16 protein-coding genes are annotated in these 21,167 nt (G+C 46.0%); 4 read left to right on the top strand and 12 right to left on the bottom strand.

Going from position 1 to position 21,167, the window contains the following annotated elements; genetic code table 11:
- Positions 1 to 84: 84 nt before the first annotated feature.
- From A3EU_RS35080 to rsfS, 3 genes are all read right to left on the bottom strand, one after another.
- On the bottom strand, positions 85 to 210 hold the full coding sequence (locus A3EU_RS35080; RefSeq protein WP_020538352.1) for a hypothetical protein: 126 nt from the start codon (positions 208 to 210) through the stop codon (positions 85 to 87).
- A 111-nt stretch (positions 211 to 321) separates the two neighbouring features.
- Positions 322 to 2,340 (bottom strand): ATP-dependent zinc metalloprotease FtsH, encoded by a 2,019-nt coding sequence (ftsH, locus tag A3EU_RS31380; RefSeq protein ID WP_020538351.1) that lies wholly within the window; start codon positions 2,338 to 2,340, stop codon positions 322 to 324.
- Positions 2,341 to 2,461: 121 nt separating this feature from the next.
- On the bottom strand, positions 2,462 to 2,851 hold the full coding sequence (gene rsfS, locus A3EU_RS0121915; protein WP_020538350.1) for a ribosome silencing factor: 390 nt from the start codon (positions 2,849 to 2,851) through the stop codon (positions 2,462 to 2,464).
- A gap of 204 nt (positions 2,852 to 3,055) precedes the next feature.
- Here rsfS and A3EU_RS0121910 point away from each other — a divergent pair, with 204 nt between their 5' ends.
- Both A3EU_RS0121910 and A3EU_RS0121905 read left to right on the top strand, forming a co-directional pair.
- Positions 3,056 to 3,814 carry a biotin--[acetyl-CoA-carboxylase] ligase gene (locus A3EU_RS0121910; RefSeq protein WP_020538349.1) on the top strand — a complete coding sequence of 253 codons (759 nt, stop codon included), beginning with the start codon at positions 3,056 to 3,058 and terminating at the stop codon, positions 3,812 to 3,814.
- 10 nt (positions 3,815 to 3,824) lie between these two features.
- Positions 3,825 to 5,075: a CinA family nicotinamide mononucleotide deamidase-related protein gene (locus tag A3EU_RS0121905; RefSeq protein WP_020538348.1), complete on the top strand. Its 1,251-nt coding sequence runs from the start codon at positions 3,825 to 3,827 to the stop codon at positions 5,073 to 5,075.
- On the opposite strand, the gene A3EU_RS0121900 is transcribed toward A3EU_RS0121905, so the two are convergent.
- The gene (locus tag A3EU_RS0121900) at positions 5,065 to 5,994 is read right to left on the bottom strand and encodes a LysR family transcriptional regulator (RefSeq protein ID WP_020538347.1); all 930 of its coding nucleotides are present in this window, start codon (positions 5,992 to 5,994) and stop codon (positions 5,065 to 5,067) included. The genes A3EU_RS0121905 and A3EU_RS0121900 overlap by 11 nt on opposite strands.
- A 102-nt stretch (positions 5,995 to 6,096) precedes the next feature.
- Here A3EU_RS0121900 and A3EU_RS0121895 point away from each other — a divergent pair, with 102 nt between their 5' ends.
- On the top strand, positions 6,097 to 7,629 hold the full coding sequence (locus A3EU_RS0121895) for an NADP-dependent isocitrate dehydrogenase (RefSeq protein ID WP_020538346.1): 1,533 nt from the start codon (positions 6,097 to 6,099) through the stop codon (positions 7,627 to 7,629).
- 220 nt (positions 7,630 to 7,849) lie between these two features.
- On the opposite strand, the gene add is transcribed toward A3EU_RS0121895, so the two are convergent.
- Both add and A3EU_RS0121885 read right to left on the bottom strand, forming a co-directional pair.
- Complete coding sequence (gene add / locus A3EU_RS0121890) at positions 7,850 to 8,869, bottom strand: adenosine deaminase (RefSeq protein WP_020538345.1); 1,020 nt, start codon at positions 8,867 to 8,869, stop codon at positions 7,850 to 7,852.
- A 247-nt stretch (positions 8,870 to 9,116) separates the two neighbouring features.
- Positions 9,117 to 10,475: a dihydrolipoamide acetyltransferase family protein gene (locus A3EU_RS0121885; RefSeq protein ID WP_020538344.1), complete on the bottom strand. Its 1,359-nt coding sequence runs from the start codon at positions 10,473 to 10,475 to the stop codon at positions 9,117 to 9,119.
- Positions 10,476 to 10,990: 515 nt separating this feature from the next.
- On the opposite strand from A3EU_RS0121885, the gene A3EU_RS33175 reads away from it, so the two are divergent.
- Complete coding sequence (locus A3EU_RS33175) at positions 10,991 to 14,944, top strand: T9SS type A sorting domain-containing protein (RefSeq protein ID WP_020538343.1); 3,954 nt, start codon at positions 10,991 to 10,993, stop codon at positions 14,942 to 14,944.
- 461 nt (positions 14,945 to 15,405) lie between these two features.
- Here the strand turns inward: A3EU_RS33175 and A3EU_RS0121875 are convergent, their stop codons facing one another.
- From A3EU_RS0121875 to A3EU_RS0121850, 6 genes are all read right to left on the bottom strand, one after another.
- Positions 15,406 to 16,938 carry a family 20 glycosylhydrolase gene (locus A3EU_RS0121875; RefSeq protein WP_020538342.1) on the bottom strand — a complete coding sequence of 511 codons (1,533 nt, stop codon included), beginning with the start codon at positions 16,936 to 16,938 and terminating at the stop codon, positions 15,406 to 15,408.
- Positions 16,939 to 16,999: 61 nt separating this feature from the next.
- Positions 17,000 to 18,133 carry a 1-acyl-sn-glycerol-3-phosphate acyltransferase gene (locus A3EU_RS0121870; RefSeq protein ID WP_020538341.1) on the bottom strand — a complete coding sequence of 378 codons (1,134 nt, stop codon included), beginning with the start codon at positions 18,131 to 18,133 and terminating at the stop codon, positions 17,000 to 17,002.
- Positions 18,134 to 18,177: 44 nt separating this feature from the next.
- Entirely contained in the window at positions 18,178 to 18,876 is a 699-nt protein-coding gene (locus A3EU_RS0121865; protein ID WP_020538340.1) for a hypothetical protein, read from the bottom strand.
- Between the two features lie 12 nt (positions 18,877 to 18,888).
- Positions 18,889 to 20,166, bottom strand: coding sequence for an adenylosuccinate synthase (locus A3EU_RS0121860; RefSeq protein ID WP_020538339.1), 1,278 nt, complete (start codon positions 20,164 to 20,166; stop codon positions 18,889 to 18,891).
- Between the two features lie 66 nt (positions 20,167 to 20,232).
- Positions 20,233 to 20,580: an STAS domain-containing protein gene (locus tag A3EU_RS0121855; protein WP_020538338.1), complete on the bottom strand. Its 348-nt coding sequence runs from the start codon at positions 20,578 to 20,580 to the stop codon at positions 20,233 to 20,235.
- A 9-nt stretch (positions 20,581 to 20,589) separates the two neighbouring features.
- Positions 20,590 to 21,096: a Fur family transcriptional regulator gene (locus A3EU_RS0121850; protein ID WP_020538337.1), complete on the bottom strand. Its 507-nt coding sequence runs from the start codon at positions 21,094 to 21,096 to the stop codon at positions 20,590 to 20,592.
- Positions 21,097 to 21,167: the final 71 nt, after the last annotated feature.

The raw sequence follows: 21,167 nt of genomic DNA, 5'->3' as shown, positions 1-21,167 counted from the left end.
AAAGAAATGGGGTCATTGTTGCAGCTGCAACAATGACCCCATTTACATTTCCTGCTAAGAGCAGCTTATTCTAAGCTAATGCTATTAGCTCAAAAACTTAAAGTTGTAATTGTAAATGCTTACCACAAGTACGATAAATAGTAAAAATGCGATAAACATGAACAGGAAGAAATAGCCTTTGCTACCTACGTTTTTTATTTCGTCAGACATGGTCAATCTGTTTAGTGGTTAACTTTGATGCTGCAAAGATGATAAAAAATCTTTTTACAGCCAATACTTAGCTAAGTAACCACTCCTCCAAAGTGATTCTCTGACAATATTTTAAACGTCCTCTCCTTTGGGTAGAGGCGGTGGAGGTGTTTGTTTTGGCAATTCTGTGGAATTCGCATTATCGACAACACCGACCCATTCCTGTGCTTCCGTTTCATCAGCATCGCTCGGGCGTGGTCCAATAAGTTTTTCCAGGTCGCTTTTCAGCAAAACCTCTTTGTCTAATAACTCATGGGCCAACAGTTCGAGCTTATCACGGTGCTCATTAAGTAGATTCTGGGCACGTTCATACTGGGAATCCAGTAGTTTGCGTACTTCATCATCAATAAGGGTAGCCGTATCATCACTGTAAGGGCGCTGATAAGCATCTTTGGACATGCCATAGAAGCTTACTTGACCAACTTTCGGATTCATGCCGTAGATGGTCGTCATATCGTAGGCCATCTTCGTCACTTTGTCCAAATCATTTTGGGCACCAGTGCTAATTTTCTGAAATACTACTTCTTCCGCAGCACGACCACCAAAAGTCATACACATCTGGTCTAGCATCTGCTCCGTACGTGTAATGTAACGCTCTTTAGGCAGGTACTGCGCATAACCCAATGCCGCTACTCCTCGGGGTACGATGGTAACTTTAACCAAAGGCATTGCGTGAGGCAAGTACCATCCACAAAGGGCATGGCCAGCTTCGTGATAGGCGATGATTTTTTTCTCGTCGGGCGGAATTAGTTTGTTCTTCTTCTCTAATCCACCAATAACCTTATCCAAAGCGTAATTGAAATCCTCCAGCTCAACAGCCACCTTCTCGTGTCGAGCGGCAATCAGTGCTGCTTCGTTACAGACATTGGCAATCTCAGCCCCAGCAAAACCAGGCGTCATTTCTGCCAAAACTGCAGGGTTTATCTCCGGAGCAGTTTTTATGGTCTTGAGGTGTACCTTGAAAATAGCCTCTCGGCCTTTGATATCCGGGCGATCAATACCAATCTGGCGATCAAAGCGACCAGGGCGCAACAATGCCGTATCAAGAACATCCGGGCGGTTGGTTGCCGCCATTAGGATAACTCCTTTGTCGGTACTAAAGCCGTCCATTTCCACCAACAGCTGATTCAGGGTATTTTCCCGTTCATCGTTTCCACCTTGCATTCCTCCACGGCCACGAGCACGACCAATCGCATCGATCTCATCAATAAAGACGATACAGGGTGCTTTTTCGCGGGCTTGCTTGAATAGATCACGCACACGGGAAGCACCAACACCTACAAACATTTCTACGAAATCCGATCCGGAAATCGAGAAGAAAGGTACAGCAGCTTCTCCCGCTACAGCTTTAGCCAAAAGGGTTTTACCAGTTCCCGGAGGGCCTACCAGTAATACGCCTTTAGGGATTTTACCTCCCAGAACGGTATATTTTTTCGGGTTCTTTAGGAAATCAACAATTTCCATCACCTCTTCTTTTGCCTCATCCAGGCCAGCAACATCTGCAAAAGTGATATTGACCTTGCTATTCTGATCGAACAGGGTAGCTTTTGATTTTCCAATATTGAAAATCTGAGAGCCTGGACCTGCACCTCCACCGCCTACGCGACGCATGATGAAAATCCAGATCGCAACAATCACTACAATCGGCAATAACCAGCTAAGAATATTCCCAATGTAATCCTGTCTTGTTTCAAAGGTAGGGCGTATCCAATCTTCACGCGGAATACCTTCGGCTTCTTGGATTTCTTTTAAATCATCACTAAACTGATCCGTAGATCCAATGACCATACGGTAGTGAAAGCGATCACGGCTAAAGCTACCTTGCGCAGCATCTTTATAGCGTTCCTCAGTAAGTTTACTTTCCTTAAGGTAAATTTGAGCCTGCTTGAGGTTGGTTACCACAATGATATCCTCTACAGCATTATCTGCTATCATTTCCTCTAGCCGATCATATTGGATAGGCTCACGGCTGCCTTCCGACATCGTGTAAAAATTCAACCCCAGCAGAAATACCGCAATTATTGCGTAAATCCAATAAGAGCTAAACTTCGGCCCACCTTCATTTGGATTGCCTTTATTTTCGTTTTCCATTCTTGGCAAATAGTTTTCTTTGATTTCCTACTCCTTAACTTTAACGCGTAAGTAGGAAAATCGTTAACGTCAATCGACAAAAAGAGCTGTATACCCGTCACAGGGGCTTTTTTGGAAGACTTTAAAGCGTCTCGTACTCCGTAAACTGGGCGTCGCCCCACAAGTCCTCTAACTCATAGAATGCACGGGTCTCTCGATAAAAGACGTGTATCACCGTATTAAAATAATCCAGGCAAACCCAATTGCTGGCTCCCACCCCCTCTACATTAGAAGGAAAAGTCCCCAACTCTTCTTTGAGTCGCATGGATATATTATCCGCAATAGCTTTTACTTGAGTATTGGAATCTCCTTCGCAAATGATAAAGAAATCAGTAGGAGCATCCTCTATACGACGTAAATCCAACTTGACGATATGCTTACCTTTGATATCCTGGATGGCGTCAATTACTATATCATTTAGTTCCTCTTGGGTCCAGCTAGTTTGCTGGTTTAATCGAACGGCTTGACTCAAATTATTGAATAGTTTATTTATTATCGTAATGGTACATTACTTTTACAGTAACAAAAGTATTGCGCAAAAAGTAAATAGTTCTTTTTTTTTAGGTATTTCAAATAGATAACACACTTAAGGTGAATCGTTTTGTCATCTATTTGAAATACAAAAGCCCAATTTATTTTTGTGCTGTTCCAAAGCTAGCAAAAAAAATCCCTTTAGTTGAAATTCAACACCCTTTTCGTCGGAAATGTTGTCCACCACTTTACGGAGGTTCCTTCAACTAATGCCCTTGCATTAGAAAAAGTAGCAAAAACCACACCAAGTGAAGGAACTGTCATATCAGCGGACTATCAGACCGCCGGCAGAGGACAAATTGGCAGTAGTTGGTACGCCAGCCCTGGCAAAAACCTGCTTCTGAGTGTCATTTTCCGACCACGATGGTTAGCTGCGCGACAGCAATTTTCACTCTCCCAGGCGGTGGCATTGGCTGTTGCCGATACCATCAGCCATTTTGCCAGTGCGAAGGCATTTGTCAAATGGCCCAACGATGTTTATCTAGCTGATAAAAAGCTAGCAGGCATCCTTATCCAAAACAGTCTTTCTGGATTATTGCTACAATCCAGTGTTGTAGGTATAGGACTAAATATCAACGAAATGGATTTTCCTAAAGTGCTTCCGCGACCAGGTTCTCTACAACAACACCTTGGCAAAGAGGTAGCTAGGAAAGAAGTTCAACACCTTCTCTTTCAACGATTAGAAGCACGATATTTCCAGCTCAAAAGCAATCCGGCAATCATCCGTGCTGATTATCTTCGAAACCTCTATCGTTACCAGGAATGGCATTCGTTCCAGGAAGTAGATTCTGGAAAAATTTTCACAGGACAAATCATTGGTGTACAGGAAACCGGTAAATTGGCGATCCAAATGCCGGAAACGCATGTTCAGTACTTTGATCTCAAAGAAGTCGCATTCTTATAAACTACCCTTTATGCCTAAAATTACCATTCTCACTATTGGTGATGAGCTTTTGATTGGTCAGGTTATCGACACGAACTCCGCTTTCATGGCCCGCGAGCTCAACTTGCATGGTATGGAAATCTTCCGCAAGTTAACCATTGCGGATACCCTTCCAGAAATCATTGACAATCTCAAACAAGCGCTGGGCCACAGTGATATTGTGCTGATGACCGGGGGACTGGGGCCTACCAAGGACGATGTAACCAAAAAGGCTTTGGCAACTTACTTTGGCGTAGAGATGGCCTTTAGTGAAGTGACCTGGGAGCGGATCGAATACTTTTTTCAACGGCTAGGCCGCAGCACTACACCTGCTCACCGCGAGCAGTGCTACATGCCAGAAAATGCGCTGCTACTCACCAATAAAATGGGTACTGCCCCCGGTATGTGGATGGAGCAAGACGATAAGATCGTTGTCTCCATGCCTGGTGTTCCCTACGAAATGGAATACCTACTTACCCATGAGGTTATTCCCCGTTTGCGTAAGCGGCACAAAATCAGGCCTATTGCCCATCGTACCATCCTGACGATAGGCGAAGGAGAATCGCGCCTGGCTGCCCAAATCGAAGATCTAGAAGACCAACTGCCTGCTCACCTCAGCCTAGCATACCTGCCCAGTTTAGGACAAGTAAGGCTACGCCTGACAGGGCGCGCTGGCGATGCAGAGCAACTGCAAACCGATTTGCAAACTTATGGCGATGCTTTTCTGGAGCGTCTTCAGGGTTTTGTATTCGGTGAGGGTACTACTACTATCGAAGCAGAAGTAGGTCGCTTGCTTTTGGAAAAAAATCTCACTTTAGCCACTGCGGAAAGTTGTACAGGCGGCTATGTGGCCCATCGTATCACCTCCATCTCCGGTGCTTCGGCTTATTTCCAAGGAAGTATCGTCGCCTACGACAATAAGGTAAAAGAAAACCTCTTGGGCGTGAGCCCTACGACCCTCAATGATCATGGCGCGGTAAGTGAACAAACCGTTATAGAAATGGTAGCGGGTGCTTTAAAAGCTTTGAATGTAGACGTAGCGCTTGCGATTTCCGGAATTGCTGGCCCAGGTGGTGGATCGCCCGAAAAGCCCGTTGGCACCATTTGGCTTGCCGTAGGGAATCATAAAAAAACAGAGACCTTCTTATTGCATGGCACTAAAGACAGGGAGAAGAACATTCAGTATGCAAGCAGCAGGGCGCTAGGTTTATTGTGGAATTTTTTAAAAGACCCTAAGATTTAAAATCTTCAAACCACTGAAATTTATCCAGAATAATAGTTTCTTTTTCATCACGCAAGAACTGTAGGAAAGCTGCTCCTGCAGGAGAGAATTTTTTATTCTTTAGCCACACCAAACTCCAGGAAGTAACCATAGGTAACCCTTTGAAAGGAATAACATGAATACTCCCATTTGCAATTTCATTTTTGATCCCGATCAAAGGAAGAACAGAATAACCAAGCCCTGCAATAACGGCTTGTTTTACAGCCTCATTAGAGGTCAATTCCATACGCTTGGTAACCGGAAGTTCGTTTTCTGTAAGGAATTCCTCCATCTGTTGGCGGGTGGCTGAGCCTTCTTCTCTGTAAATCAACAGTGACGTCTTTAAAACCTCTTTGTCTATTTTTTTGAGCTTTCCCACTCTACTGGCACTTCCCACGAGGTAGAGTTTATTGCTCATCAACTCGATACTGTTCAATGCCAAATCTGTAGGCATAACAGAAACCATCGCGAAATCTACTTCGTTCTCCCTCAGGCTTTGGACCACACTTGCTTTATTGGTTACATCCATAACGATATCAATACCCTCATTCCTGCCCAAGAACTCTGGTAAGAAGTAGGGCATCACGTATTTTGCAGTACTTACCACCGAAATCTTCAACTGCCCTGTCAGGAATCCTTTATAAGCCAGGGTTCGATGCTTCAGTGAATAGACTTCATCCAATATGCGATCACAAGCCTCGGCTACTTCTTCTCCAAACTCCGTAATATATATCTGCCTCCCAATGACTTCCGTCAAAGGAATTTCAAATTGATCTTGTAGCTTTTTTAATTGAATAGATACTGCTGGCTGAGACAAGTGTAATGCCTTAGAAGCCTTTGTAACACTGCGTGTTTTGACAATTTCGCGAAAAATGCGCAGCTGATGCAAAGTATAATTCATAATAAAACAAAATAAAAAAGATTAAAAATATAAATAAAAGTAAATAAACTATTTGACTTCACTTTACCTTATCAAATAAAACAAAACTAAAAAAATCAATTTATGTCGCTGAATACGATCATTCAACCCAACTCTGACAAGTTAAAAAACAGCTTACCTGATCGCATTACGATTGCAGAGGGAGATGGCGTAGGAAAAGAAATTATGCAAGCTACCCTTTCTATTTTGGAAGCAGCTGGTGCACAATTGACTTACGACAAAATAGAAATTGGCGAAAAAATGTACCTCAATGGTCACACTTCGGGTATTAGTACCGATGCCTGGGAAAGCCTTCGCCAAAACAAAGCTTTCCTTAAGGGTCCGATTACAACACCACAAGGTGGTGGGTACAAGAGCCTGAACGTAACTATCCGTAAAACTATGGGGCTTTACGCTAACGTGCGCCCATGCCGAGCCTATACGCCTTACGTGCAGAGTCACTTCCCCAACATGGACCTCGTCGTGATCCGAGAGAACGAAGAAGACCTCTACGCTGGTATCGAACACCAACAAACACCTGAAGTAGTACAGTGTCTAAAGCTTGTTTCACGGCCAGGTTGTGAACGCATCGTTCGCTATGCTTTTGAGTATGCCCGCGTCAACGGTCGAAAAAAGGTGACCTGTATGACCAAAGACAACATTATGAAACACACCGATGGTTTGTTTCACGAGGTCTTCCGGGAAGTTGCTAAAGAATATCCTGAGATCACGTCAGAGCATTATATTATTGACATTGGCTCCGCGCACCTTGCCGATAACCCGGAACGCTTTGACGTTATCGTGACCCTGAATCTTTATGGTGATATTATTTCCGATATTACTGCTCAAGTCGCAGGATCCGTTGGCTTGGGAGGTTCTTCTAATATTGGTGATCATATTTCGATGTTTGAAGCGATTCACGGCTCAGCGCCCGACATTGCAGGGAAAGACATTGCCAATCCCTCTGGGCTACTCCACGCCGCCTGCATGATGCTAGAGCATCTGGGGCAGAATGAAACGGCTGCCAAGATCATGAATGCCTTGCTTTGTACCCTTGAAGATGGTATTCACACCGCCGATATTGCCAGTGAAAACTACACCCAGTTACGGGTAGGCACGCAAGACTTTGCCCAAGCTGTAATCAAAAGAATTGGCCAATCTCCTCGTCGTTTCAAGGGAATCACTCCTACAGCCGTTGGTGACCCCATCAGTATTAAATTGAAACCTACGCTACCTGTAAAAAAAGAACTGAAGGGCATAGACATCTTCCTTGACTGGACCGGCACCGAACGCAACCCTGATGTACTTGGTCGTCAACTGGAAGAGCTCGCTGGCGCGGAATTACAACTAAAAATGATCACTAATCGGGGCGTAAAAGTATACCCTAACGGTATGCCCGAAACCTTCTGCACCGATCACTGGCGTTGTCGATTTGTATCTACACAATACCTAGGTAAAACAAAAAACACTTCCGCTACCCCTACTGCACCTGTCACTTACTTGCAATTGGTACAGCTATTGAGCCGGCTCCACCTAGCAGGCCTCAACTTTATCAAAACAGAGAATCTGTACGACATGAATGATAAGCGAGCTTATTCTCTAGGTCAAGGGGAGTAGTTTTTTATGGCACATAGTATTTCGTACTGGGTACTTGGTATAATCGTTTGCCAATAATTAGGGGATCAAATCCAAGTACCTCGTACGAAGCACTTAATACAGTGAGAGTTGCTTTGTCTTAACAGGTTTTCAGCAACTATACAATGGTAGCCCTCACACTAAAAATTAGCTTTCTGTTTCGATTACTCTACCTCCTTGGTTGCAAGCAACCAAGGAGTTTTTATTTTCTGACTTTTTTATCTGAAGTCAGCCCCCCATATCCCGCCAAAAGCTGCTCACGCAAGCCCTCCTTCTCTAATTCCGAAATAAAAGCGTGTCGTATCGCTTCCAGGTTACACTGTAGGAAATGTGCTTTTTCCCAGCCAAAAATTTGCATCAATTGCTCATATTCGTGGGCCAAATCAACATCAACCAATGCACGGCCATCTGTATTGATGCTCAGTGATACCCCTTGCCGATAAAGTTGATCGACAGGGTGGTCTTTTAGCGTATCAACGACACTGGTAACCACATTGCTACTCGGGCAAATTTCGAGATGAACATCTTGGGTAAGCAATGCTTGTATAACTTTCTTGTCCTCAATACTACGTACGCCGTGCCCAATGCGCTGAGGGCGTAATACTTGCAAAGTTTCCCTTACACTTTCTGCCCCACAGGCTTCACCAGCATGAGCAGTGCAAGGGATATTATTTTCTTTAGCAAAAGCAAAAGCTGCCCTGTGGGCGTCGATGGGATAACCGGCTTCGTCGGCGGCAAGATCAAAGCCAACTACACCCTGATTGCGAAAAGCTTCTGCTAACTTAACGGTGGCCATGCTTTCTTCTTCCGAATAATGACGGAGCGTACAGACTATCAAGTTAGCTTTGATTCGGTGGTTTTGATTAGCCTTCGCCAGCTCTTCACAGACCGTTGCTACTACTTCTTCCGGGCTTAATCCCTGTTCCAGATGTTGTAAAGGGGCAAATCTTACTTCGGCATAAATCACTTGATCATCAACCAACTGCATCACTAAATCATTGGTCACCAAAATCAAGCTTTCTTTCGTTTGCATCAGCTTAATGGCACTGATGGCTAATTCGATGTAGGCTTTCAAGTTGGTACATTTCCCACCACTCGTAAACTGTTTTTTGTAGGTGGCAAAATCTATCCCGGGAAGCAACCGCTTTACGACCTCAAAGCTGAGTGAACAGTCCAGATGCACATGAAGCTCAACCTTGGGTAATGTAGCGAAACCCTTCATAACATATTATAAAAAATTGTGTTGGCATCCTTTTTGGTATACAAGAGATGAACAAACATTAAAAGGATGTTGATATGAAAGAAAACCAACTTCTGGGGGACCTCCGTTTCTGGCTTGTCCTCGGCTGCCTGCTGGGTTTGATTAGCATTATGCTAACATGACCAAGCCAAGTGTAAGGGTTGGGTAAGTGTAAAGGTGTAAGAGTTATTAACCTTTACACGCTTACACCCGCCTAACTTTTACACTATTACAAGCTTCTATTCGCGTCAAATGCCTCCAGGTAGTCTCCTACTCTGCGGAGGAAAGAACCTCCTAACATACCGTCTACTATACGGTGATCGTAAGACATAGACAAGAACATCATGTGCCGTACGGCGATGAGGTCGCCAAATTCTGTCTCTACCACTGCCGGACGCTTACGGATAGCTCCTACTGCCATAATCGCTGCCTGCGGCTGGTTGATGATGGGCGTACCCATAACATTGCCGAAAGTACCTACATTGGTCACTGTGAAAGTACCATCCTGAATGTCTTCTGGTTTCAGCTTATTACCCCGTGCTCGATTAGCGAGGTCATTGACCGCTTTGGTGAGCCCGATAAGGCTGAGGTGATCCGCATTTTTGATCACGGGTACGATGAGGTTGCCCGTAGGCAGGGCCGCAGCCATACCAATATTGATGTTCTTTTTGCGGATAATATTCTTTCCGTCCACCGAAACATTGATCATTGGATAATCATGGATTGCCCGTACAATTGCTTCGATAAATAGCGGAGTAAAGGTAATTTTCTCTCCAAATTTCTGCTGGAAAGCATGCTTATTCTTCTCTCGCCAATTAACGATATTGGTTACGTCTGCCTCTACGAACGAGGTTACGTGCGGAGAGGTATGCTTGGAGTTCACCATGTGATCAGCGATCAAACGGCGCATCCGATCCATTTCGATGATCTCTACGTTACCGCTTCCTGAGGCATCGGCCATTGAACTAGCAATCGGTTGATCAATCGCAGGTGAAGCAGGCCGGGCAGTAGCGGGCTGAGGAGTAGCGACAGCTGCCGGAGCGGAAGAGCGGTTCTCCAAATAAGCCAGCATGTCTTTTTTTGTCACCCGTCCTTCTTTCCCGGTACCAGGTAAGGCATCTAATTCTGCTTGTGAAACACCTTCTTCTTTGGCAATATTACGCACCAACGGACTGTAAAAACGATCTCCAGAACTAACGCTTACTGTAGCAGGAGCGGGTTGAGGAGTAGACTCAGGTGCAGGTGCAGCTACCTTAGTACTTGTACTTGCACCATTAGATGATGCAGGAGCACTAGCTGGAGCAGCTTCAGCAACACTAGGGCTGGCTTGCGGTGTAGCGTTCTCGCCTTCTGTTGCAATGATCGCAATCACTTTACCGATCTCTACAACATCATCTACCTGAAACATGATCTTACTGATCGTGCCAGCGACCGGACTAGGGACCTCAGAGTCTACTTTATCCGTAGCAATCTCAAGGATCGTCTCGTCCATCTCTACCTGGTCGCCTTCTTTCTTGACCCAATTGAGGATGGTAGCTTCCATGATGCTCTCCCCCATTTTGGGCATTATCAATTCTACCTGCGCCATAAAACGGTTACTTTGAATTTGGTTACTTGGTTAGTTGAGCCATGCAAGGCCCAACTATTAAACAGTGGTTATAAACCTCAGGTTTTCAAAAACCTGAAATTTGGGCACCACAAAAGTAAGGTTTTTCTCGTTTCAACGATAATAATTAGGCAAAGCATTAATAATCTACCTTTTCCTAGAACTTTGTTTTGCGAACGACAAAAAAGCCTAAAATAATACGGCAATACCTACATTTCCCCGGTGATTGTAACCATGTTATACTATAGCAAGGTTACTGTGATACTTCTGTGATAGCTATACGCTTATTTCGCAGCAAGAAAGAAATGGTTCGGGAAGCTTTTTCAGTTCTGATCCTCTTTCTACACCTGATCTAAATATTTATTGGACATACAAAGAGTCTACGCATACTTACTTCCGTCGAGTATTCGCGAGCCAGACCTATGCTCCGTTCTGTGCAAAATTACACCATTATAATTTCACCAAACCTCAAAATGATGTTTTCAAGACTACTATTCATGGGATTCGCTATGCTCCTTTCATGGAGTGTCCAAGCTCAATTCCCTTGCTTTCCAGGACAAATCAGCGTAGCCCCTGGCTACGAGGCTTCTTTTTGTGATGATGGCAGTGAGCCCATCCTCATTCGTTTCAAAGGCAAACCAGCGGGCTTGCCTCATGCTTTTGTCGTTATCAATGCCGATGATGTTATCGTTCACATTGACTACGCCAATACAATTGACTTCTCGGGGCTGGGCGATGGCCTACGGGTTTACACCTTTAGCCTTATTGGTTCAATCACTGCCGAAGTAGGTGATATACTTGGTCAAACAGAACTGGCTTCTGGCTGCTACTCCCTATCTGCTAACTTTATAGAGATAGACAGTAATGGCGGTCAGGAAGGCGGAATGCTTGCGGGCGGGCCTTTCAACTTCTGTGTAGGCGACGGTGTAGCTGACATGCTAGAACCTGGATCTATTACACTTACCGGAAACGCAGGAACAAACTCTGCTTGGGTCGTAACCGATGATCAAGGTAATATTTTAGGCTTGCCACCAATACCGAGTGCCGTAGATTTTGATGGTGCGGGTGTAGGTACTTGCCTCATCTGGCACCTCAGCTTTGAAGACGGACTTGTAGGTGCAGAGGTGGGGTTGAACGCCGCTGACTTAGAAGGCTGCTTCGATCTATCTAACCCAATTAGCGTAAATCGCAACCAACCGGATGGTGGTACCCTCGAAGGCGGACCATTTACTTTCTGTGTAGGCGACGGTGTAGCTGACATGCTAGAACCTGGATCTATTACCCTTACCGGAAACTCAGGAACCAACTCTGCTTGGGTCGTAACTGATGATCAAGGTAATATTCTAGGCTTACCGCCAATGCCGAGTGCCGTAGACTTTGACGGCGCCGGTGTAGACACTTGCCTCGTATGGCACCTCAGCTTTGAGGACGGACTTGTAGGTGCAGAGGTGGGTTTAAATGCCGCTGACTTAGAAGGCTGCTTCGATCTATCTAACCCAATCAGTGTAAATCGTATCCAACCGAACGGCGGTACACTTGAAGGCGGCGTATACGAATTCTGTGTAGGTGATGGCGTGGCCGACATGCTAGCACCAGGGTCTATTACCCTTACTGGAAATACAGGCACCAACTCCGCTTGGGTCGTAACCGATGACCAAGGGAATATTCTAGGCTTACCGCCAATGCCTAGCGCCGTAGATTTTGATGGCGCTGGCGCAGGTACTTGTCTCGTGTGGCACCTCAGCTTTGAAGACGGACTTGTAGGAGCAGAAGTAGGCTTAAATGCAGCAGACCTAGAAGGTTGCTTCGACCTTTCTAATCCGATTAGCGTAAATCGTAATCAGCCAGACGGTGGCACCCTTGAAGGCGGACCATTTACCTTCTGTGTAGGCGACGGTGTAGCTGATATGCTGGAACCAGGAGCGATTACCCTAACAGGAAACTCAGGAACCAACTCTGCTTGGGTCGTAACCGATGATCAAGGTAACATCTTAGGCTTACCACCTATGCCAAGTGCCGTAGACTTTGACGGCGCTGGCGCAGGTACTTGCCTCGTGTGGCACCTCAGTTTCGAAGACGGACTTGTAGGAGCAGAAGTAGGATTAAATGCAGCGGACTTAGAAGGTTGCTTCGATCTTTCTAATCCTATTAGCGTAGATCGTAATCAGCCAGACGGTGGTACCCTTGAAGGCGGACCATTTACCTTCTGTGTAGGCGATGGTGTGGCTGACATGTTGGAACCAGGGGCGATTACCCTTACCGGTAACTCAGGAACCAACTCTGCTTGGGTCGTAACCGATGATCAAGGTAATATCTTAGGCTTACCACCTATGCCAAGTGCCGTAGACTTTGACGGCGCTGGCGCAGGTACTTGCCTCGTGTGGCACCTCAGCTTCGAAGACGGACTTGTAGGTGCAGAAGTAGGCTTAAATGCAGCAGACCTAGAAGGTTGCTTCGACCTTTCTAACCCGATTAGCGTAAATCGTAATCAGCCAGACGGTGGTACACTCGAAGGGGGCGTATACGAGTTTTGCGTAGGAGATGGTGTAGCAGACATGCTAGAACCAGGATCAATTACCCTAACAGGTAACTCAGGAGCCAACTCTGCATGGGTTGTAACTGATGATCAAGGTAACATCTTAGGCTTACCACCAATGCCGAGTGCCGTAGATTTTGATGATGCAGGCGCTGGCACTTGCCTCGTGTGGCACCTCAGCTTCGAAGACGGACTTGTAGGGGCTGAAGTAGGTTTGAACGCAGCGGACTTAGAAGGCTGTTTCGACCTTTCTAATCCTATTACTATTAACAGAGTAGAAGGAGCAGATTGTGACAACCTTTGTAACAGCAACGGTGGTTTCCTTACCGGTGGACCTTTCACCTTCTGTGTAGGCGACGACATTGTGGACAACCTTCCGGAAGATGCAATTACTCTTACAGGTAATAGTGGTACTAACTCTGCGTGGGTGGTAACCGATGAACAAGGTAATATCCTCGGCCTACCTCCTACCCCTAGCGCTGTAGATTTTGACGGCGCTGGCGCAGGTACTTGTCTCGTGTGGCACCTCAGCTTCGAAGATGGACTTGTAGGGGCTGAAGTGGGATTGAATGCCACAGACTTAGAAGGTTGCTTCGACCTTTCTAATCCTATTAGTGTAAATCGCAATCAGCCAGAGGGCGGAACGCTTGAAGGCGGACCATTTACCTTCTGTGTAGGTGATGGCGTAGCTGATATGTTGGAACCAGGATCAATTACCCTAACAGGCAACTCGGGCACCAACTCTGCATGGGTCGTAACTGATGACCAAGGAAACATTCTGGGCTTACCACCAATGCCGAGTGCGGTAGATTTTGATGGTGCGGGCGCAGGTACTTGCCTCGTGTGGCACTTGAGTTTCGAAGACGGACTTGTAGGGGCAGAAGTAGGCTTGAACGCGGCGGACCTACAAGGTTGCTTCAGCCTTTCTAATCCAATTACCGTGAATCGTAACCAGCCAGATGGTGGCATGCTTGAAGGTGGTCCATTCAGCTTCTGTGTAAGTGATGGCGTAGCAGATATGATCGAAGAAGGAGCTATCACGCTAATAGGTAATAGTGGCGGCAACTCCGCTTGGGTCGTAACCGATGACCAAGGGAATATTCTAGGCTTACCGCCAATGCCCAGTGCCGTAGATTTTGATGGCGCAGGCGAAGGGACGTGCCTGGTTTGGCACTTGAGTTTCGAAGACGGACTTATAGGTGCAGAAGTAGGCTTAAATGCATCGGACCTACAAGGCTGCTTCGATTTATCGAACCCAATTGCAGTAGAAAGAACTGCTGTAAACGGTGGTATGGTAAGCACCATTGATGGCGAAACGAATGTAACCGTAACGGTAGGAGATGGTGAGGCAGATATTATCCAGTTTGTCAACACTGCTGCTGTTGGTGAGAACTTCACTTACGTTATTACAGATGAAAACAACATCATACTAGGTTTACCAAGCGGTGATTCTGCGGATTTCGAAGATGCTCCTGCTGGTATTTGCCGCGTTTGGGGATTGGCTTACACCGGCAATATCATCGCCGTTGTGGGTGATAATGCAGCCGAAGTAGCTTTGAGTGATGGTTGTTTCAACCTATCAGACATTTTTATTACGGTAAACCGTACGGAAGGTTTTGCACCAAATATTCCGCAAAGCAATGCCGTAACGGAAGGTCCAGCAATATTAGAGGTGCAATTATTCCCTAATCCTGCTGTAGATCAATTGCAGGTAGCACTCACTACAAACAGTGTGAGTAATGAGAACATCGAATTAACGATTGTTGACCTCAATGGCCAAGTACTTTATCAGCGCATTATCAGCGCCGATCAGGTGCGCACTACCGTTGATGTTGCTAATTTACCTGCCGGAACTTATTTCCTGCGCAGTAATGATGGCAAGCAAGTGATTACAAAGCGCTTTATCAAGGCGTAACCTATTTGCCTCAGGGCAAATGGTAGAAAGATGATTATTAAAGGGGTAGAGGGATAGCCTAATTTTCAAGGTCTGTTCTTCTACCCTTTTTATTGTTTGACCATTTTGCAACGATACCCGTTACTATGTGATATGGGAAACTTCCATCTGTCCTTTTTAGCTCTGACTGCGTTGAACTCTGAGGACTAGAAGGACGATCAGCGTAGCTAAACCACTTAGTGACGGGCGAGATAAGCCCAAGATCAAATTCATACGAGAAACGTGCTTCCTTGGCCCTACTCATCGGCCTAAAGCAGTGCGCAAGCCGTAGGCTGTAGCACGCCGCACGGAGGAGGAGGAGGAGGAGGAGGACACAAGGATAAAAAGGAGCAGTAGCGACTGGATAGCCTGGTGCCGATCCCGTCCCGACTAGAAAAGTCGGGACGGGAGAAGGCATGGCCCCAAATAATTAGACTTGCCTTCTATTCCCAGGTTATAACCGGAGAAGCATAATAATCGATATCCAATTGCTTTAAGTGTTCCGCATAACGTACTAGTCGGTCTGAAAAATGGTCCCAATTACGAGCCTCAGCTGGTGACCAACTCAACTCTGCATGGGCCAATAAACGTGGAAAGGCCATGTATTCGATCTCATCCATATTGGTGATGGTTTCCGTCCAGAGGGGTGACTCAATGCCAAGGATATTTTCTTTGCCAATACCTGGCACCAGTGTTTCCGGCGACCACAAATAGGCACTATCCAACTCAATATATGCTGCCCAATGCAGGCCTAACTCTGTAGTAGAATCGTACTGCATATCCAGGTATACTTTATGTGCCGGAGAGAGTAAAACCTTGGTTCCTTGCGCTACTCCGCGCAGCGCATTTTCGGCCATCGCCCAGTATTGTACTACGCCATCTTCCCGCAGCTCCGCGTGGGAGATTTCATCCCATCCGATCACCTGCTTGTCGTATTTGGTAACAATATCTTGCACACGTTCGATGAAGGGGATATAATCTTCCAGTGCAGTTACATGTGATTCGTCGCCGCCGATGTGAAAATAAGGGCCGGGTGTCATGGCAGCAATCTCGCGTACTACATCATCTACAAATTGATAGACAATTTCTTTGGAGGTACAAAGGGTACTGAACCCTACTTCCGTACCGGTGTACAACTCGGGAGATACTCCATTGCAATTTAACTCCGGATAAGAGGCTAATGCAGCATTTGTATGGCCCGGCATATCGATTTCCGGTACGATAGTCACGTAGCGGCTTTCCGCATAACGCACTATTTCCTGATAGTCGTTCTGGGTGTAATAGCCGCCCGATCCGCCACCTACCTGGGTACTACCGCCGTGGGTAGTGAGGTTGGGCCACGATTTTATTTCAATGCGCCAGCCTTGATCATCTGCTAAATGCAAATGGAGGTAATTGATTTTACACAAAGCAATGAGGTCAATAAAACGCTTGACATCGTCTACACCAAAGAAATGACGCGATACATCGAGCATGGCCCCGCGATAGTCATACTGCGGCGCATCGGTGATCACCCCTGAGGCAACGACCCAGTGATTGTCCTCCGTGGGTGTAGTAGGCAACAGCTGCAGCAGTGTCTGAAGGCCCCGAAAAAGGCCGGCCTCGGACTTACTGACCAGGTAGATTTTCTTTTTCTTAATATTCAGTTCATAAGATTCTGGCCCCTCGTCATCCATATCATCACCCAGTAATTCCAGATAGATGTGGCTGGGGCCGCTTGTGACATCCCCTTTTTCAACAACAATGTCCAGATTAGTGGCTGCCGCTAGCGTTTCCCCCATAGCTTCCGCAAAGGGAAGAAGGTGCTCCTGCACATGGATCACAGTGCCGTTTTGCAAGCAAAATCGTTCGTGAGTAGGAAAGATTTCTTTAGGAAAAGGGATTAGTGCGGCTTTATTTAAATCGGTAGGGGCAGGATTTTCGCAGGAAAAGGACGCAAGTAATGCAATGATCAGTAAGAAGGGTAGATTTTTCATGGCAGGGCAAATGGTTTTATGTAAAAAAAGTTAGAAGGCACTTTGAAAGTGCCTTCTAACTTTACCCTTCCCTATTCCAAACCGGATTGGCATAAATCCCCAGTAGGTACTTACGGCCATCTTCAATTTGATCGGAAGGAAGCAGCGCAAGCTGTTTTTCGAAGAAAACATTGACCTCCCGCAGCTCTGCTGACGTGTAGTAGGACTTGTACTTTTGACCACCTTGCAACAAATCGCACGCTATATAATTGATAGGATGCAGGCGGTAATTATTGTGAATAGACTTATCCAGGAGGGCCACCAGTTCTTCCAGCTGTTTCTTGGCGTTATCTAGCGCTCGAAGGGGTTGTAAGCGCGAATTTATCGGTTTGCCAAAATGGAAATGAACGTGCCCTTTTTGACCTTTGATTCCAAGTAAGATATGCTGGATATCTTCGGTGAAAGATTTTTTAAATTCAGGATCATTTAGCTTTCGCAGATGACTGAGTGTTTTCACCAAGCCTGTAGGGTCGTATTCATAGGAGATTGATACCGGTACGATGTTCAGTTCTTCAAAATGATCAATCAAATCATCTTGCTTGCTAAGGCTGAGCATTTTTAGCATCCCAATTTGGGTACGGTCATTACCATCTTTGGAGCGGCCCTCCCGTTGGGCGATCCAAATCGAATCCTTTCCTGTGTGGACCATCTCGTGAATATAGGTAGACATCCTCACCGAGTGCTGGTACAACTCTCGAGGGCTACCTGAGCGTACTACTGCAAAACTTTTATTGATCCGAAAAATCAATTCGGCCAAGCGGTGGGTCATCAAATTATCTCCTATGGCAATTTGAGTGGTCGTAAAACCTGCTTCAAAGAGTGCTTTATTGAGATATGCCGAATCCAAGCCAATGTCTCTGTGATTAGAGATGAATAGGTACTTCTGGGATGGGTCAAGTTGTTCGAGGCCGCTATTCGTCAGTTCGGTAATACTCAATTCGCGTACAAATCGCAGAAACACCAACATCATTTTCTCCTGAAAATCAAGGGTACTTTTCACCTCATCTTTAGCCCTAAGCAGCTCTTCATACAGCTCTGTGGGCATGAAGGTCTTCATGCTCGCTAACAGGCTTGCGCTTCCAAAAAGTTCTTGGACAGCAGCTTCCACTTCGTGATCTTCCAACACACTTAGGCGAATAGATGGGGTTTGCTCCATTGTAGTTTTACTTGTTTATCCGCTAAAGGTAGCGATATTGAAATTTAATACAACTTCCGTAACGCCGCCAAGTGACAAAACAATACCACCGGCACCACATAAGTAGGCAACCAACTAAAGGGAAAATACAACACAGCGATATTAGGCTGATCAAAAGCAAGCTGCTGTAAAGGAAAGGGGGCCGCCAGTAGCGCATGAATTACGATATTCAACAAGAGTGCCAGACTGACCACATTCCACCCAATCAACAAGTTTCGTCGAAAGGAGGGCCGCCAACCGACATAGACAATCAATGGTGCGGTGAGCCCTGCAAGAATATCGAAATTCCGACCTGCAAAGGTCATCAACTCGGGAATAGTGCCCGCCAGAAACAAGCCGTATAATACCAGCTCTACGGGTATCCTGATCACATGAAGCATCGTCAGCGACGGCAGCGGCAGGCTGTCTATAAATCGCTTGCCGTTGGGCAGTAAAAACAGGGTAACAATAAGCATCAGCGGCGGAATCAATCCCAAAATCGCAATGCGTGGAGGGAGCGCATCCAGGTGTTCATAATAAGTGCCCTGAAAAGACAAAAACGCTTGTAGCCCCAGCCAAAGGAAGCTCCCTCCTAAAAAAAGGCGGCTCCATTTTGGCTGGTGCTCAGCGTTTTTGCTCACTTTTAAAACCCACCAAAACAAGGCTGTGGTTGTAAAAGTAATTAACACAAAGAATACTGTCAGATAGATAGGAACTTGCAGCATTCTTCTGTTATTTTATCCTTGTATTTTCTCTAACAACTGTCTTCTACCTGGCCCGGTAGACACCATTGTTACTGGTACTTTAAGTCGTTCTTCCATTTCTGTGATGAACCCTTGAGCAGCCTCGGGCAGCATACCATAGGTGGCTACACGCTCCAAATCACCTTCCCATCCTGGGAAAGATTCATAGACCGGCTTGCAGGTATCATCGCAAAGATCAAAAGGCAGTTGATCTGTCTCCTGACCGTCCATTTCGTAAGCAGTAGCTGCTTTAATTTCTGGCAACTTGTTCAGTACGTCAATTTTTGTAACGACTAGCTGGGTCACTCCATTAAGCATGATGGTATACCTCAGCTGAGGCAAATCTACCCAACCACAACGACGTGGCCGGCCGGTTGTAGCGCCAAACTCAGCACCTTCCTTACGCAGAAACTCGCCCATGTCATCAAACAGTTCGGTAGGGAATGGTCCGGAACCGACGCGTGTACAGTAGGCCTTAGTGATACCGATTACTTCGCCAATTTTTTGGGGACTTACCCCTAAGCCAGTACAAACACCAGCCGTAATTGTATTAGAAGAAGTAACAAAAGGATAAGTACCGTAGTCAATATCCAGCATAGAGCCTTGTGCACCTTCCGCAAGAATACGCTTCCCTGATTTGAGGGCATTATTAATATAATACTCGCCATCCACCAGACGCAACTTCCGCAGGCGTTCAATGGCTAAGTGCCATTTTTCTTCTTCTGCTGCCAAGTCGAATTCTACTTCCGGGTAAATTTTTAGCAGCTCCAGGTGTTTGGCCTTCAACACGGCGTAGCGATCCGCAAAATCAGCAGCTTCTAAATCTCCTACACGCAGACCATTCCGGCCGGTTTTATCCATATAGGTAGGTCCGATTCCTTTTAAGGTAGAGCCAATCTTGGCCTTTCCCTTTGCAGCTTCGCTTGCTTTATCGAGGTAGCGATGGGTAGGTAGAATCAGGTGAGCTTTACGCGCCACCAATAGCCGATCGTGGTACTCTACACCTGCCTCCGTCAGCTCGTCAAGTTCCCGGCCCAACGTAATCGGATCAATGACGACGCCATTACCTATAAGATTGAGCTGAGCTTCTCGAAAGATTCCGGAAGGGACGGTATGAAGTACGTGCTTCTTCCCTTCAAAAACCAGCGTATGGCCAGCATTAGGCCCCCCTTGAAAGCGGGCTATGATATCGTAACGCGGCGCCAGGTAATCAACAATTTTGCCTTTCCCTTCATCGCCCCATTGGAGGCCGAGTAGTACATCTACCGTCATGCGGTGCATTCAATTTTGCGGGCGCAAACTAAGAAAAGCACTCCTTTTTGGGGCGTGCTACCTGGCTCATGCCTCATTCAGCAACCGAAGTGCTTCGTCTACTGAATCTGTTAAGTGAAATAAAGGCTGGAGTTTAGTAATCTCCAACAACTGAATTATTTTTTTGGAAACGTTGACGATCACAATGGAACCACCCTGATCTTGACAACGCGACTGAAGGGTAATCAAAAAATTAAGGCCAACACTGTTGGTATAAGGCACCCCTTCTAAATCGACGACAAACCTATTGAAACCATCATCAATACAGCCTTGGGCCGTGCTTAGAATTTCCCGGTTGGCAAATTCACTCAACAGGTTATGTACCCGTAGCACGTTAATGCGGCCTGACTGTCTGAGTTCATAGACTTGGTCCATGCCGCAAAATTAGCGAACTTCTTCCACTTTATTCGTAGTATTTTCCAGTTGGCGGGTCTTTTCACAAGCCCCTTGGCACTCACCGTACAGGTTAAGAGAGTGATGCGTTATATTAAACTGCAATAGATCGCCCATCATGGTTTTAATTTGCTGAATACGTGGGTCACAAAATTCGAGCACTTTTCCACAGTCCACACAAATAAGGTGATCATGCTGTTTGAAGCCGTAAGACTTCTCATACTGCGCCAAATTTTTACCAAACTGGTGCTTGGTCACTAAATCACAATTCACCAACAACTCGAGGGTATTGTAAACGGTCGCCCGGCTTACCCGATAATTTTGGGTCTTCATGTGAATATAGAGCGCTTCCGCATCGAAATGATCGGTGCGCTTATAAATCTCTTCCAGGATCGCGTAGCGTTCCGGGGTTTTACGCAAGCCATTTTTTTCCAGGTGAGAGGAAAAAATGTTCTTTACTGCTTCAATAATATCTCTTCTATCGTTCTCTTTCGTCATAATTCTTTTTATTAGACCTGTTCTGCGGGGATCATTTCGGGGATAAATCGCGCCTTATCTGCCCCAGCAGA

The organism is Lewinella cohaerens DSM 23179, assembly GCF_000379805.1.
GTDB lineage: Bacteria > Bacteroidota > Bacteroidia > Chitinophagales > Saprospiraceae > Lewinella > Lewinella cohaerens.
Note: the sequence above shows the minus strand (reverse complement) of the source record. Positions and strands in the feature narration are given on the sequence as shown.

Coding starts and splice junctions, on each gene's coding strand:
- A3EU_RS35080 (WP_020538352.1), bottom strand. CDS start 210: ATGTCTGACGAAATAAAAAACGTAGGTAGCAAAGGCTATTTCTTCCTG.
- ftsH (WP_020538351.1), bottom strand. CDS start 2,340: ATGGAAAACGAAAATAAAGGCAATCCAAATGAAGGTGGGCCGAAGTTT.
- A3EU_RS0121905 (WP_020538348.1), top strand. CDS start 3,825: ATGCCTAAAATTACCATTCTCACTATTGGTGATGAGCTTTTGATTGGT.
- A3EU_RS0121900 (WP_020538347.1), bottom strand. CDS start 5,994: ATGAATTATACTTTGCATCAGCTGCGCATTTTTCGCGAAATTGTCAAA.
- A3EU_RS0121895 (WP_020538346.1), top strand. CDS start 6,097: ATGTCGCTGAATACGATCATTCAACCCAACTCTGACAAGTTAAAAAAC.
- add (WP_020538345.1), bottom strand. CDS start 8,869: ATGAAGGGTTTCGCTACATTACCCAAGGTTGAGCTTCATGTGCATCTG.
- A3EU_RS0121885 (WP_020538344.1), bottom strand. CDS start 10,475: ATGGCGCAGGTAGAATTGATAATGCCCAAAATGGGGGAGAGCATCATG.
- A3EU_RS33175 (WP_020538343.1), top strand. CDS start 10,991: ATGGGATTCGCTATGCTCCTTTCATGGAGTGTCCAAGCTCAATTCCCT.
- A3EU_RS0121875 (WP_020538342.1), bottom strand. CDS start 16,938: ATGAAAAATCTACCCTTCTTACTGATCATTGCATTACTTGCGTCCTTT.
- A3EU_RS0121870 (WP_020538341.1), bottom strand. CDS start 18,133: ATGGAGCAAACCCCATCTATTCGCCTAAGTGTGTTGGAAGATCACGAA.
- A3EU_RS0121865 (WP_020538340.1), bottom strand. CDS start 18,876: ATGCTGCAAGTTCCTATCTATCTGACAGTATTCTTTGTGTTAATTACT.
- A3EU_RS0121860 (WP_020538339.1), bottom strand. CDS start 20,166: ATGACGGTAGATGTACTACTCGGCCTCCAATGGGGCGATGAAGGGAAA.
- A3EU_RS0121855 (WP_020538338.1), bottom strand. CDS start 20,580: ATGGACCAAGTCTATGAACTCAGACAGTCAGGCCGCATTAACGTGCTA.
- A3EU_RS0121850 (WP_020538337.1), bottom strand. CDS start 21,096: ATGACGAAAGAGAACGATAGAAGAGATATTATTGAAGCAGTAAAGAAC.